General features: G+C 69.5%; 8 protein-coding genes. 5 read left to right on the top strand and 3 right to left on the bottom strand.

What is annotated here, in order from left to right; all coding sequences use genetic code 11:
• Positions 1 to 37 precede the first annotated feature (37 nt).
• From C998_RS0105055 to glnE, 3 genes are read right to left on the bottom strand one after another with little or no spacing between them, the layout of a single operon-like run.
• Complete coding sequence (locus C998_RS0105055) at positions 38 to 265, bottom strand: zinc-finger domain-containing protein (protein ID WP_018869775.1); 228 nt, start codon at positions 263 to 265, stop codon at positions 38 to 40.
• A gap of 39 nt (positions 266 to 304) precedes the next feature.
• Positions 305 to 1225 carry a branched-chain amino acid transaminase gene (locus tag C998_RS0105050; protein WP_018869774.1) on the bottom strand — a complete coding sequence of 307 codons (921 nt, stop codon included), beginning with the start codon at positions 1223 to 1225 and terminating at the stop codon, positions 305 to 307.
• Between the two features lie 35 nt (positions 1226 to 1260).
• A complete protein-coding gene (glnE, locus tag C998_RS0105045) occupies positions 1261 to 4221 on the bottom strand; it encodes a bifunctional [glutamate--ammonia ligase]-adenylyl-L-tyrosine phosphorylase/[glutamate--ammonia-ligase] adenylyltransferase (RefSeq protein ID WP_018869773.1) in 2961 nt (986 codons plus the stop codon).
• A 168-nt stretch (positions 4222 to 4389) separates the two neighbouring features.
• Between glnE and C998_RS0105040 the strand changes: the two genes are divergently transcribed.
• The 5 genes from C998_RS0105040 (at position 4390) to C998_RS0105020 (ending at position 14567) form a co-directional block, all read left to right on the top strand.
• Positions 4390 to 5460, top strand: coding sequence for a Fe(3+) ABC transporter substrate-binding protein (locus C998_RS0105040; RefSeq protein WP_018869772.1), 1071 nt, complete (start codon positions 4390 to 4392; stop codon positions 5458 to 5460).
• Positions 5461 to 5614: 154 nt separating this feature from the next.
• Entirely contained in the window at positions 5615 to 7417 is a 1803-nt protein-coding gene (locus tag C998_RS0105035) for an iron ABC transporter permease (RefSeq protein WP_018869771.1), read from the top strand.
• Positions 7417 to 8502, top strand: a complete 1086-nt coding sequence (locus C998_RS0105030; protein WP_018869770.1) for an ABC transporter ATP-binding protein — start codon at positions 7417 to 7419, stop codon at positions 8500 to 8502. The genes C998_RS0105035 and C998_RS0105030 overlap by 1 nt, the downstream gene beginning before the upstream one ends.
• Before the next feature lie 120 nt (positions 8503 to 8622).
• Entirely contained in the window at positions 8623 to 10383 is a 1761-nt protein-coding gene (locus tag C998_RS0105025; RefSeq protein WP_231364955.1) for an autotransporter assembly complex family protein, read from the top strand.
• Positions 10380 to 14567, top strand: a complete 4188-nt coding sequence (locus C998_RS0105020; protein ID WP_018869768.1) for a translocation/assembly module TamB domain-containing protein — start codon at positions 10380 to 10382, stop codon at positions 14565 to 14567. The genes C998_RS0105025 and C998_RS0105020 overlap by 4 nt, the downstream gene beginning before the upstream one ends.
• Positions 14568 to 14570 lie beyond the last annotated feature (3 nt).

The raw sequence follows: 14570 nt of genomic DNA, 5'->3' as shown, positions 1-14570 counted from the left end.
CCGGGGTTCTGTCGAGCGACAGCCCCGGGGCGCGAAATCAGTCGGCGGCGTCTTCGAGGATGTAGATCGTGCCGCAATAGGGACACTGGTAGCGCCCGTCCTCGGTCTCGTCGATCGGGATGTAGACCCGCGGGTGCGAGGCCCACAGCGCCGCCCTGGGACCCGGGCAGTGCAGCGGAAGGTCCGCACTGGTGACCCGTACGGTCGTCTCGGCGTTGGCGGTCTCGTACTGATCCTGATGTTTGGCGGTTTCGGGATTCACCATGGTTCGGGTCTCGCTCCGGGTCGGGGTCGCGTGAATCAATCAGACGTAGGTCAGCCAGTCCTGATGGCGGGAATCACGCCCATGGACCACGTCGAAGTAGCGCGACTGCAGCAATTCCGTGATGGGACCGCGGCTGCCGGAGCCGATCGGCCGGTCGTCGACCTCGCGGATCGGGGTGACCTCGGCGGCGGTCCCGGTAAAGAAGGCCTCGTCGGCGATGTAGACCTCGTCGCGGGTGATGCGCTTCTCCACCACGCGGAAGCCCTCCTCGGCCGCCAGCTCGAGCACCGTGCGCCGGGTGATGCCGTCCAGGGCCGAGGTCAGATCCGGGGTATAGATCACCCCGTCGCGGATGATGAAGATGTTCTCGCCACTGCCCTCGGCGACGTAGCCCTCGGTATCCAGCAGCATGGCCTCGTCGTAGCCGCAGCGGGTCGCCTCCTGCAGGGCCATCATCGAATTCATGTAGTTGCCGTTGGCCTTGGCCTTGCACATGGTCACGTTCACATGGTGCCGGCTGAACGACGACGTACGGATGCGGATGCCGTTCTCGATGCCGTCATCACCCAGATAGCTGCCCCAGCTCCAGGCCGCCACCATCACGTGCACCTCGAGGTTGTCGGCGCGCAGGCCCATGCCCTCGGAACCGAAGAAGGCCATCGGCCGCAGATAGGCGCTCTCGAGGTTGTTCTCGGTGATCGCCGCCTGCTGCGCGCGGTTCAGGCGCTCGGCGGTGAACGGCAGGGTCATGCCCAGGATCCGGGCGGAGTTGAACAGCCGCCGGGTGTGCTCCTCGAGGCGGAAGATGGCCGGTCCGTGATCGGTGGGATAGGCCCGCACGCCCTCGAACACCCCCATGCCGTAATGCAGGGTATGGGTCAGCACATGGGTCTTCGCATCCCGCCAGGGCACCATCTCGCCATCCAGCCAGATCACCCCGTCCCGGTCGGCCATCGACATCGCTTGTGTCCTCTGTTTCGTGTTGTTTCGTCGGGTCAGGCCCCGGAATCGACCTCGGATTCGCCCCCGGGTTCAGTATCGGGGCCGGCGTCACCGAACACGCTCTCCCAGGCACGCATCACCCGCTCGCGCACCGCCTCCAGCTCCGCATCCGGCTGTTCCACGCGGGCGTCGCGCCCGGCCAGGGTCAAACGATGGATGCGGTTGCGCAGGTCGCGATAGGCATCGGCCAGTTCGCTGCTGAATCCGGCGTCGATCACCCCGCTGGTGCCCAGGGCCTCCAGGGTGCGGATCTTGTCCGGGTACTCGCAGACCGACGGATGCTCGTGCGCGGCAACCAGAACCCAGTATTGAACCATGAATTCGATATCGGTGATACCGCCACGGTCGCGCTTGAGGTGGAAGCCCTGACCCGGTTTCGACGCGTGCTCGGTCAGCATGCGCCGGCGCATCTCCACCACCTCGCGACGCAGCTCATCGGCATCGCGCGGGCGGGTCAGCACCTCGCGGCGCAGGGCGGCGAAGTCCTCGCCCAGCAGACGATCTCCGGCCACGAAGCGCGCCCGCACCAGTGCCTGGTGTTCCCAGGTCCAGGCCGACTCGTCCTGATAGCGACGGAACGCCTCCAGCCCGGAAACCAGCAAACCGGCCGTACCCGAGGGGCGCAGCCGCGTGTCTACTTCGTACAGCCGCCCCGAGGCGGTGAACGCCCCCAGCAGGTGCACCACCCGCTGGGCGACCCGGGCGAAGAACTCGCTGTTGTCGATCACCTTCGGCCCGGCGGTGCGCGCGCTGGCGCTGTCGTCGCTGTCGTGCAGGAACACCACGTCGAGATCCGAACCGTAGCCCAGTTCGAAGCCGCCCAGCTTGCCGTAACCGATAACCGCGAAACGCGCCGGACGGCAGGCGCTGGCATCCTCGCCGCACTGCGGCGCGCCGAAACGCTCCACCATGTACTCCCAGGCCAGATGCAGCACCTGTTCCAGCAGCACCTCCGCCAGCCAGGTCAGGTGGTCCGAGACCTTCATCAGGGGCAGGTAGCCGGTGATGTCGGCGGCCGCCACGCGCAGGGTCTGCACCTGCTTGAACTGCCGCAGTCGGTCCAGCATCTGCTCGTGGTCCTGCCCCGGGAAGCGCGCCAGCTCGTCTTCCAGTTCCGCCTGCAGGCCCTCGCGGTCGGGCGGTGCATACAACGCGCGCGGATCCAGCAGCTCGTCCAGCAGCAGCGGGTGCTGGGTCAGCTGATCGCCGATCCACGGGCTCGCGCCCACCAGGCGCACCAGCTGCGACAGTGCCAGCGGGTTTTCCACCAGCAGCGACAGATACACCGAGCGCCGCGCGATGGTGCGGATCAGCTGCAGCGCCCGCGGCAGGACATCGTCGGGGGCGTCCTGCTCGCCGATGGCCCCCAGCAGCAGCGGCATCAGGCGGTCGAGGCGCTGGCGCCCGGTGGTGCTCATCGCGCGCACCCCGGGGCTTTCGCGCAGATCATGGATGCCGGCGAAGGCCGACCCGGGATCGTTGAAGCCGAGTCCGGCCAGCGCCTCACGGGCTTCCTCCTCGTTCAGGGTGCCCATCCACAGGCGCTGGATCTGCTGCTCGCGATCGGCCTCCGGCGAGTCCTCCATGCTTTCTTCGCCGGCCCGCTGCGGGGCGACGAAGACCTGATCGAAATGGGCATGGACCCGGTGCTGTTCGCGTACCAGCGCGGCCTCGAAACTGCCCTCGTCCTCGAACCCCATGGCCAGCGCCAGGCGCGCGCGGTCATCGCCCTCGCGCGGCAGACGGTGGGTCTGCTGGTCGTTGAGCATCTGCAGGCGGTTCTCCACCCGCCGCAGGAAGCGATAGCCGCGTTCCAGCTGCTCCACCACGTAGCCCGGCAGCAGCTCGCGCTCGCCCAGCACCCGCAGTACGCCCAGCAGGTCGCCCCGCTGCAGGGCCTGGTCGCGCCCGCCGCGGATCAACTGGAAGGCCTGGCCGATGAACTCGATCTCGCGGATGCCGCCCTCGCCGTGCTTCACGTCCTCGAACCGGCCCTTGCGCGCGGATTCGTCGTTGATCATCTGCTTGAGCTGGCGCAGGTTGGCCAGCGAGCCGTAATCCAGGTAGCGGCGATAGATGAACGGCCGCAGCCGACGCATCAGGCGTGCCCCGGCCTCGCCGTCGCCGGCAATCACCCGCGCCTTGATCAGCGCGTAGCGCTCCCACTCGCGGCCGTGGGCCTGGTAGTAGTCCTCCATCGCGTCGAAATGCATCACCAGCGGCCCGCTGTCGCCGAACGGCCGCAGGCGCATGTCCACGCGATAACAGAAGCCGTCCGCCGTCACCTCGGACAGCGCGGCGATCAGCGCCCGGCCGAGTCGCTGGAAATAGGTCGGGTTGTCCAGCGGCTTCGCGCCGTCGGTCTCGCCGTTATCCTCGAAGGCAAAGATCAGGTCGATGTCCGAGGAGAAATTCAGCTCGCCGCCGCCCAGCTTGCCCAGCCCCAGCACCACCAGCGACTGCGGCGAACCGTCCTCGGCGCTGCGTGGCTGGCCGTGGCGCGCGCGGTAACGCACATCCAGCCATCCCAGCGCCGCGCCGATCAGGCCGTCCGCCAGGCGGCTGAGGTCGTGCATCACCTCTTCCAGATCCGCCGCGCCGGCCAGATCCCGCCAGCCGATCCGCAGCAGCTCGCGGTGGCGCGTCTCGCGCAGGGCCCGGCGCAGGCCCTCCTCGTCCTCCGCGGCGTCCACCCGGGCCTGCAGGGCCGCATGAAAGTCCGCGTCGGTGCAGGCCGGCATGCGGCCCTCGGCATCCAGCGCCTCCACCAGGTAGGCCGGATGGCGCCGCACCGTCTGCGCCAGGTAATGGCTGAAGGCCAGCGGCCGGTGCTCGGCGGGAGGCGAGTCCGGCACTGCGCCTTCCGCGGGTTCCAACTCCTCCCACAGGCACCGGATCTCGTCCTCCAGCGCGGCGGGCAGCGGGGCGGGGGTCTGCGGCAGTGGCTTGTCCATGGGTCTCAGATTAGGGAAACACCGATCGATGTGCACGTCCGGGTCGGGCCGCCGCGAGAAACAATCCGGATGATGGGACTTGACCACGGAAGCTAATACAAATAACAATCGTTCTCGCTTTTATGGCGAATCAACTACAGGAACCAACCGTCTCGAGGACCAACAGCCATGCGTACCCGCCCCCTGAACTGGATCATCGGTGCCGCCGCCACGGTGGCCATCACTCTGCCGCTTGCTGGCTGTGGCCCCGACGCCGATAACGGTGCCGACGACGCGGCCACCGCGGACGCCGGTGAGGTCAATCTCTATTCCGCACGTCAGGAACAGCTCATCCAGCCGTTGCTGGAACGCTTCACCGACGAGACCGGGATCGAGGTCAACCTGGTGACCGGCGGTGCCGACGCCCTGCTTCAGCGGCTGCGGCAGGAAGGCCGCAATTCGCCCGCCGACGTCTTCATCACCGTGGATGCCGGCCGCCTGCACCAGGCCCATGCGGCCGGGGTTCTCCAGGGCATCGAGAGCACGACTCTCGAGAACAACGTCCCCGAGCGCTACCGCGACCCGGATGGCGAGTGGTTCGGGCTGTCCATGCGCGCCCGCCCGATCATGTACCACACCGACCGGGTCGACCCGTCCGAGCTGTCGACCTACGAGGCCCTGACCGACGAGCAGTGGGAAGGCCGGATCTGCATCCGCTCCTCCGACAATATCTACAACCAGTCGCTGGTCGCCTCCATGCTCGCCACCGAGGGCGAGGATGCAGCCCAGCAGTGGGTCAACGGCATCGTGGCCAACATGGCCCGGCGCCCGCAGGGTGGTGACCGCGACCAGATCCGCGCGGTGGCCGACGGGGTGTGCGATATCGCCATCGCCAACACCTATTACCTGGGCATCATGCTGGAAGGTGAAGGCCGTGACCGGGAGGTGGCCGAGCAGATCGGGGTCTTCTGGCCCAATCAGGACGACCGCGGCACGCACGTGAACATCTCCGGCGCCGGGGTCACCGCCCACGCGCCCAACCAGGAGAACGCCGTGCGGCTGATCGAGTACCTGACCTCCGAATCCGCCCAGGAGTGGTACGCCGAGGCCAACCAGGAATATCCGATCCGCGACGACGTTCCCGCCAGCGACATCCTCGCCGGCTTCGGTGATTTCGTCTCCGACGACATCGACCTGTACCTGCTGGGCGAGAACAACGCCGAGGCGGTGCGTATCCTCGACCGGGGTGGCTGGCGCTGATCCCGCCTGACCCGGAGACCCCCGCAGCGCCCCGGCCACCCCGTGGTCGGGGCGCTTGCGTGTGGGCCCCCGGAGCGCAGCAGTGGCCGTACTCCCCGCGGTCTGCGGGGTCACCCATGGAATTCGAAACAAGAACCTTTACTATTTGCACTCCATGAGCCAAGCCACCACCAGCACCGGGGCCCGCATGCCCGCCTTTCGCCGCCCGCGGCTGCCGCTCAGCCCGTGGTCGCTGGTGGCGGTAATCACCGCGCTGGTCCTCGCCCTGCCGGTGCTGGTGATTTTCGGACACGTGTTCATCCCCGCCGGGGAAGTCTGGGAACACCTGCGCCAGACGGTGCTGGCCGACTACGTCACCAACTCCCTGGTGCTGCTGGTCGGGGTGGGGATCGGCGTACTGCTGATCGGCGTGCCGGTAGCCTGGCTGATCAGCATGTGCGAGTTTCCGGGCCGCTCGGTCTTCCAGTGGGCGCTGATGCTGCCGCTGGCGATGCCCGCCTACATCATCGCCTACACCTACACCGGCATGCTCGACTTTTCCGGGCCGGTGCAGGGGCTGATCCGCGAGCTCACGGGGCTGGGCTACGGTGAGTACTGGTTCCCCGAGATCCGCTCGTTGGGCGGCGCCATGGTCATGTTGCTGCTGGTGCTCTACCCCTACGTCTACCTGCTCAGCCGGGCGGCCTTCCTGGAACAGTCGGTCTGCGTGCTGGAGGTCTCGCGTACTCTGGGCGCCGGCCCCTGGGAGGGCTTTCGCCGGGTCGCACTGCCCCTGGCCCGTCCGGCGATCATCGCCGGGCTGACCCTGGCACTGATGGAGGTACTGGCCGACTACGGCACCGTGGCCTATTTCGGTGTCAGCACCTTTACCACCGGCATCTTCCGCACCTGGTACGGCCTCGGCGACCCGGCGGCGGCCGCCCAGCTGGCGGCCGTGCTGCTGAGCTTTGTCTTCATACTGATCCTGCTGGAGCGCTGGTCGCGCGCGAAGGCCCGCTTCCATCACACCAGCCGGCGTTATTCCACGCTGCCGCGCTATCGCCTGCGCGGCTGGAAGGCGACCGGGGCGTTTCTGGCCTGCCTGCTGCCCATCCTGTTCGGCTTCCTGATCCCGACGGCGCAGCTGGCCCTGTGGGCGGTACAGACCACCGATCAGTGGATGAATCCGCGGTTCTACGGTCTGGTGTTCAATACCTTCTGGCTGGCGACTGCCGCCGCGATCATCGCCGTCGGTCTCGCGCTGGTGCTGGCCTACGCCCAGCGCATGGAGGGAGGACGGATCACCCGCGTGGCGGTGCGCATCGCCGGCATGGGCTACGCGGTACCGGGCACGGTGATCGCCATCGGCATCATGATCCCGTTCGCGGCCTTCGACAACGCGCTGGACAGCTTCATGCGCGAGACCTTCGGCGTCAGCACCGGACTGCTGCTGTCGGGCACGGTGTTCGCGCTGCTGTTTGCCTACGCCGTGCGCTTCCTCGCGGTGTCGCTGCAGACCGTCGAGGCCGGACTGGGCAAGATCCAGCCGAGCATGGACGACGCCGCGCGCTCGCTCGGCCTGCATCCGCTCAAGACCCTGTGGCGGGTGCACATGCCGATCATGCGCGGCACCCTGCTGACGGCACTCCTGCTGGTGTTCGTCGACGTCCTCAAGGAACTGCCGGCCACGCTGATCCTGCGGCCGTTCGATTTCAACACCCTGGCGGTGCGCGCCTTCGAGCTGGCCGGGGACGAACGCCTGCGGGAGTCGTCCAGCGCCGCCCTCGCCATCGTGCTGGTGGGGCTGGTTCCGGTTATCCTCCTGTCGATGACCATCGGGCGCTCGCGCCCCGGCCAGGGCGCCGAAACCGCGCAGGCCACCACCGACGACCCCGACCGCCGCCCGCGTTCGCGGCCGCTGGCGATGCCCGCGGGCACGGCCGCGAACCCGCGCGCCGACGACCCACAGGAACGCTGATGCAGGTACCCCATACGCCGCTTCTGGATCTCGACCACGTCGACATCGGCTACGACGGGCAGCCGGTCGTCCACGACGCCTCGCTGCAGCTCCCGGAGGGCCAGATCGGCTGCCTGCTGGGCCCCTCCGGCTGCGGCAAGACCACCCTGCTGCGTGCGATCGCCGGCTTCGAGCCGGTGATGCGCGGCGAGGTCCGCCTGAACGGTCAGGCCATGAGTCACCCGGGGTTCACCCTGCCCCCGGAAAAACGCGGTGTGGGCATGGTGTTCCAGGATTTTGCCCTGTTCCCGCACCTGTCGGTGGGCGACAACCTGCGCTTCGGCATCCGCCACTGGAGCCGCGAAGCCCAGGACGAGCGGGTCCGGCAGCTGCTGCGGCTGGTCGGCCTGATCGGCTATGAACCGGGTTACCCGCACGCCCTGTCGGGCGGGCAGCAGCAGCGCGTGGCGCTGGCCCGCGCGCTGGCGCCGCGGCCGGGCCTGCTGCTGCTGGACGAGCCGTTTTCCAGCATGGACGTCGAGCTGCGCGGCGAACTGGCGCGCGAGGTGCGCGAAATCCTGCGCGCGGAGAACACCACCGCGGTCCTGGTGACCCACGATCAGAACGAAGCATTCGCCTTCGCCGACCGCATCGCCGTCATCCACGAGGGGCGCATCGCCCAGCTGGACAGCGCCTACAACCTCTACCACCGCCCGGCCAACCGCTTCGTCGCGGATTTCATCGGCGAGGGCACCCTGATCCCCGGCATGGTGGAGCCCGGCAATCAGGTCGACACTGCCCTGGGCCACCTGCAGGGCCCGCTGTCGGAGGCGCTGCCCCCGGGGACCGCAGTGGACGTGCTGGTTCGCCCGGACGACATCGCCATCGACAACGAGAACGGGGAGGTCCGCACCGAGGTCCTGGACAAGGCCTTCCGCGGCGCGGATTTCCTCTACACCCTGCGCCTGCCCGATGGCCTCAGCGTGCAGTGCATGGCACCGTCCCACGACAACTTCGTGATCGGGGAGCATGTCCGCCTGCGCCTGGATTTCTCCCATCTGGTGGTATTCTCGCGGGAAAGCGGCGTCGACTGCCCGGGCGGCTGACCCTCGCGGGAAACGAGCGAGCGCGGAACCCGCAGCCCGCGTCCGGACTCGGAAGAGAGACCCGTCAGGCCTGTCGACACCCATTCGGCCCTTCCCCCGTGATCGCGTGACCCGCCATCGATGACTTCCATCCCCGTTCCCGCCCGGTTGTGCCGTCCCTGCCTCGCGGCCCTGCTCGCGCTGCAGCTCCTGCTGGCCGCGCCGGCAGCGGGGGACGAACGCCCTCGCCTGGCGCTGGATGGCGGCACCACCGAACAGCGCGACAACATCGAGGCAACCCTCGACCTTGCGCGCCAGCGCTGCGAGCTGCCCGAATTCCGCGAAAGCCGGGTGCTGCGCGACGCCGAAAGCCGCGCCCGCGACGCCCTGCGCGCCATCGGTTACTACCATCCGGAGCTGGAACTGTCGCTGGACCGAGACTCCGGCCCCTGCTGGACCCTGAACCTGGACTTCGACCCCGGCCCGCCGACCACGGTGGAGTGGCTGGACCTGCAGGTGACCGGCGAGGGCCGCATGGACCCCGCATTCGAGGCCATCCTGATGCAGACGCAGATCGCCACCGGCGACGTGCTGCGCCATGACCGCTACGAGGCCCTGCGTTCGCGCTCTACCCGGGTGGCGGCCGAACGCGGTTATTTCGATGCCGAGCTCACCCTGCGCCGTCTGGAGGTGGACACCGAACAGCGTACCGCGTCCATCCGGCTGCACATGGACACCGGACCGCGCTACCAACTGGGCGAGATCCGCATCGAGCAGGACATCCTGCGCGGGCGTTTCATGCAGCGTCTGCTGCCATTCGAGCCCGGCGAACCCTATGCCTCCGCGCGGATCATCGAACTGCAGCGCAATCTCAACAACAGCGGCTATTTCGAATCGGTGCGCGTGCGCCCGCTGCGTGACGAGGCCGAGGAGCGCCGGGTACCGGTGATGGTTGAACTGGAGCCGCGCAACCGCCTGGCCTTCGAGGCCGGCATCGGCTACTCCACCGACATCGGCCCGCGCACGCGCTTCGGCATGGAAAACCGCTACGCCAACCGCCGCGGTCACCGCTATACCGGCGAGGTGGAGGCCTCGCCCGTGCGTTCCGGCGTGGCCTTCAACTACGAGATCCCGCTGCGCGACCCGCTGCGCGAACGCCTGAACCTGTTCACCTCCTGGCGCACCGAGGACACCAGCACCCAGCAGTTCGACCGCTTCCAGCTGGGCACCAGCCGTGTACTGCAGCGCGAGTCCGGCTGGCAGACCACCGAGATGGTGCGCTACGAATACGAGGATTACACCGTCAGCGATCAGACCGACACCTCCCGACTGCTGATCCCCTCCTACCGCGTCAGCCGGACCGAGGCCGACGACCCGATGACCCCGCGCCGGGGCTACCGCCTGGAGGGCACGGTCCAGGGGGCCGCGGAGGAACTCCTGTCCACCACCAGCTTCGCCCAGGTGCGCGGCAACGCCCGCTACATCCGCGGTCTGGGACCGGGACGCGCGCTGCTGCGCGCCGATGTCGGCTTCACCGAGGTCGATTCGGTGCGGGAACTGCCCAGTTCCCTGCGCTTCTACGCCGGCGGCGACGGTTCCATCCGCGGTTATGGCTACCAGAAACTGGGGCCGAAGAACGAGGACGGCGACATCATCGGCGGACGACACCGCCTGGTGGGCAGTGCCGAATACGAGATCCCGGTGGTGGGTGACTGGAGCGCGGCGATCTTCGTGGACGCCGGCAACGCCTTCGACGACTTCTCCGACTTCGACACGGTCTACGGCGCGGGTGTCGGCGTACGCTGGCGCTCACCGGTCGGTCCGATCCGTCTGGATATCGCCCACGGACCGGACTCCGACGATGATTTCCGCATCCACTTCTCCATGGGGCCGGATCTGTGAAGCGCTGGCTGCGCATCGGGGGCCGCGGGCTGGGGGTGCTGCTGGTCCTGCTTGCGGGGCTGGTGGCCGCCCTGGTCACCCTGCTGGCCACCGAATCCGGCACCCGCTGGCTGGCCGAACAGGGCGAACGCCACGCCCCGGTGGATCTCGCCATCGCGGAGGTGGAGGGCACTCTGTTCCGCGGCCTGTCCGTGCGCGGACTGACCCTGGAGCTGCCCGAGGGCCCGAACATCGCGGTGGACGAGGCCCGCGTGGCCCTGGACATCGCCGGGCTGCTGGCCCTGGATGTGCGCGTGGCCGAGCTGGGCGCGCGCGGCCTGCGGGTGGATCTGCCGAAGGCCCCGGAAGAGGTGCCCGAGCCCGAGGAGGTGGAAGATCCGCCGGCCTTCGAGCTGCCCGAGCGCATCGCCATCCCGCTGCTGGGCATCCACCTCGACCGCCTGTGGCTGGCCGATCTGCGCGTAACCCGATCCGGCGAGGATCTGTTCGCCCTCACGCACCTGGAGGCCCGCGCCAGTGCCCGCGATACGCAACTGCACCTGCACCACCTGGACGTGGCCCTGCCGAACCCGGAGCTGCGGCTGAACCTGCACGCCCGACTGCAGGCCGACGGCGCGTTCCCGCTGGAGGCCGGCGGACGCTGGCGGCTGGGTTTGCCCGAGGCGGCCAGCGAATGGCTGGAACGCGAGGACGTCGCGGGCGCGCTGGATCTGGAAGGTGATCTGCTGCGCAGCCTGCGCCTGAACCACCGGGTGGAGGCCGGCCCGTCGATGGAGACCCGCGTCACCCTGCACGACCCGTTCGACGCCCCCGCGCTGGAGCTGGAGCACGCCTGGGAGGCGTTCACGCTGGCGCTGCAACCCGACACCCGGCTGGCGCTGGACGCCGGACGGCTGCAGGCGGATGCCACCCCGGACGACTGGGATCTGGCGCTGACCGCCGGTGCGCGGCTGGATCCGTGGCCCGCGCTGGACCTGCAGCTGGTGGCCCACGGCGATCCGGAGTCCGCACGCGTGGAGACCCTGGCTCTGCGCTCCGCGGCGGGGAACCTCACTGTCAGGGGCGACGCGGGGTTCGCCGATGACCTCACCTGGGACCTCGGTCTGGACCTCGACGCGCTCGACCTCGCGGCGCTGGAAACGGCACTGGACGACATGCCGGAGCTGGATGCCGGAATCCGGCGCCTGAGCGCGAGCAGCCGGGGACGCCTGCCGCTGGCGGCTGAGAATCCGCTGGCCGCGCTGGAGGCCGCCGTCACCCTCACCGAGCTGGACGGCCATTTCGAAGACCAGCCGCTGACCGGCGAGCTGGACCTGCTGCTGGCCGAAGGCCGCGCCCGCTTCGAGCGGGGAAGTTTCGCGCTGGGCGATGCCCGCCTGACGCTGCAGGGCCATCTCGAAGGGCTCCAGGCCGCCGCCGACGGCCCCGACACCCGCTGGCCGTTCGACCTGCAACTCGATCTGGAGGACGTCGACGCCTCTGCCTTTCGGGCCGGGGCCGACGCCCGCCTCGAACAACTGCGGCTGGGCCTGAGCGGTGCCCTGGCCCCGGCCGAAGCCGACTTCGACGCCAGCCTCGAGATCGCGGCGCTGGATGCCACCGCGCGGGGCATAGGGGTACGCGGCGACGGCCGCATCGACCTCGACGCCAGCCGCGCCCGAATCCGGGCGCTGAACCTGCACAGCGATCCCGGGGCCCGACTCGCCCTGAGCGGCGAAGTCGGCTACGCCGAAGGGCTGGACTGGGCACTGGACCTGCAAGCCCGGGATCTCGATCCGGGACTGGCCGCCCCCGAGTTCGCCGGCCGCCTGGCGCTGGATCTGGAAAGCTCCGGGCGCCTGGACCCGGAGACCGGGCCGCAGGTCGATACCCGCATCGACCGGCTCGACGGGACCCTGCGCGGGCAGCCGGTATCCGGCCAGGGCCGACTGCAGCTGGCGGACGAGGTCCTGCAAATCGACGACCTTGTGCTGGGGATGGGAGACAACCACGCCCGGATCGCGGGGCGCGTGGCCGACACCCTCGACCTCAACATCGCGCTGCAGGCGCCGGGGCTGGACGCCCTGATGCCGGGACTGGGCGGCGAACTGGAACTGGACGCGCGCCTGCACGGCGAGCGCGCGGCCCCACGCGTGACCGCCCGCGGCCGCGGCTCGGGGCTGCGCTTCGAGGACTTCGCGCTGCAGCGGCTGGAACTGGAGGCGGACGCCGGGCTCGCGGAGACCGCCCCGGCCGAGATCGACCTGAGCCTGCACGGGGTCGCGAGCGCGGGGCAGACCCTGATCGAACACCTTGAGCTGAGCGCCGATGGCACCGCCGGCGAGCATCGGGCGCGGCTGGATCTGGAGTCCGCCGAATTCGGCCAGCTGGAGCTGGCCGTGGATGGCGGTCTGGACACCGAAGTGCTGCACTGGAGGGGTCGCATCCAGCAGCTCACGCTCGACCAGCCGCTCGCCGGACGCTGGTCACTGGCGGAGCCGGTGGCGGTCGAAGGCGGTCCCGAGTCGGCGCGCCTGGAACGGCTGTGCCTGCGCCGCGATGACGGCGAGATCTGCACCGAAGGCCGCCTGGACCCCTCCAGGGAGGCGAGCTTCGCCGCCCGCCTGGGAGCCATCGACCTGGCTTGGCTGGAACCCCTGCTGCCCCCGGAACTGGCGCTGCAGGGCGCCGTGGATGCGCAGGCCGACGGGCGTCTGGATGCCGACGGCCGGCTGGATGCGGATCTCGCGGTCACCCCGAGCGATGGCGTGCTGCAGGTGCGCGACGGCGACGACCTGCTGCAGGAGGTCCCGTGGCGGGACACCCGGCTGACGGCCCGCGTGCGCGACCGCGACGTGGATGCCGAGCTGCGCATGGACTTCCTCGACAACGGCATGGCCCGGGCCGATATCGCCCTGCGCGAGGAAGACGGGGTGACAGGCATTCAGGGCGACCTGGAGGCGCGGCTGGAGGATCTTGCCTGGCTCGCGGCCACCACCCCGGAGATCGAGAACCTGCGCGGCGCGTTCGAGCTGGCGCTGGAGCTGGACGGTCCGCTGCAGGACCCGCTGGTGGAGGGCGGGCTGCGCTTCCACGACGGCGGGGTCGCGATCCCCGAGGCGGGCATCGACGTGGCGATCCCGGAGCTGCGCGCCGATGTCCTGTCCGCGCGCGAGATGACCATCAGCGGGGCCCTGGAGTCCGGCGAGGGCCGGATCGACCTCGACGGCCGCGCCGATCTCGGTGAGGACGGCCCGCAGGTCCTGCTGCGGGTCGACGGGAAAGACTTCCTGGCGGTCAACCGCGCCGATGCGGAGGCCCTGATCGATCCGGCCCTGCGCATCCGCTTCCGCCCGGACGAGGGCCTGGCGATCCGTGGCGGTATCAGCGTGCCGTGGGCGCGCCTGCGCCCGCCCGACCTGCCGCCGGGCGCGGTGCGGGTATCGGGCGACCAGGTCATTGTCGGTAAGGAAGAGGAGCGTCCGGCGGCGTTTCCCATCGATATCCGCGTGCGCCTGCATCTGGGCGATGACGTACGCTTCGACGGCTTCGGCCTGACGGCCCGCTTTGCCGGCGAAGTGGACGTGGAACAGGTCACCGGCCGCCCGACGCAGATGTTCGGCGAGATCCGCATCCCCGAGGGCGAATACACCTCCTACGGCCAGGACCTGCAGATCGACCGCGGCATCCTGCTGTTCCAGGGACCGCCGGAGGCGCCCGATCTCGACCTGCGCGCGGTACGCCGGGTGCCCGAATACAACGTGACCGTGGGCCTGGAGATCGGCGGCACCCCGGATGCCCTGCGCAGCCGGATCTTCTCCGAACCGCCGATGGACGAGACCGAGGCCCTGTCCTACCTGCTGACCGGGCGGCCGCTGTCCGGGGCATCGGAATCCGACGGCAACCTGCTGGCCGCCGCAGCCGCCGGCTGGGGCCTGGAACAGGGGGCGATGATCACCCAGCGCATCGGCACCGAGCTGGGCCTGGACGAGGTGGAGCTGGACACCGAGGCCGGCCTCGACCAGAGCGCGCTGACCCTGGGGCTCTACCTGTCGCCGCGACTGCTGCTGCGCTACACGGTCGGGCTGTTCGACAACACCTCGCGGGTGCTGCTGCGCTATGAACTGACCCGTTCGCTGAGCGTGGAGACCTCCTCGGGCAGCGAGGGCCAGGCGATCGACCTGATCTACCGTCACGAGCGCTGACCC

Origin of the sequence: Thioalkalivibrio sp. ALgr3 (assembly GCF_000377325.1) — a bacterium.
GTDB lineage: Bacteria > Pseudomonadota > Gammaproteobacteria > Ectothiorhodospirales > Ectothiorhodospiraceae > Thioalkalivibrio.
The sequence above is the reverse complement of the archived record's forward strand: the minus strand, read 5'-3'. Positions and strand labels throughout refer to the sequence as shown.

What these genes read in the sequence shown, in the direction of transcription:
- C998_RS0105025 (WP_231364955.1), top strand. Translation starts at nt 8,623, where the DNA reads ATGACTTCCATCCCCGTTCCCGCCCGGTTGTGCCGTCCCTGCCTCGCG.
- C998_RS0105040 (WP_018869772.1), top strand. Translation starts at nt 4,390, where the DNA reads ATGCGTACCCGCCCCCTGAACTGGATCATCGGTGCCGCCGCCACGGTG.
- C998_RS0105050 (WP_018869774.1), bottom strand. Translation starts at nt 1,225, where the DNA reads ATGTCGATGGCCGACCGGGACGGGGTGATCTGGCTGGATGGCGAGATG.
- C998_RS0105035 (WP_018869771.1), top strand. Translation starts at nt 5,615, where the DNA reads ATGAGCCAAGCCACCACCAGCACCGGGGCCCGCATGCCCGCCTTTCGC.
- C998_RS0105055 (WP_018869775.1), bottom strand. Translation starts at nt 265, where the DNA reads ATGGTGAATCCCGAAACCGCCAAACATCAGGATCAGTACGAGACCGCC.
- C998_RS0105030 (WP_018869770.1), top strand. Translation starts at nt 7,417, where the DNA reads ATGCAGGTACCCCATACGCCGCTTCTGGATCTCGACCACGTCGACATC.
- glnE (WP_018869773.1), bottom strand. Translation starts at nt 4,221, where the DNA reads ATGGACAAGCCACTGCCGCAGACCCCCGCCCCGCTGCCCGCCGCGCTG.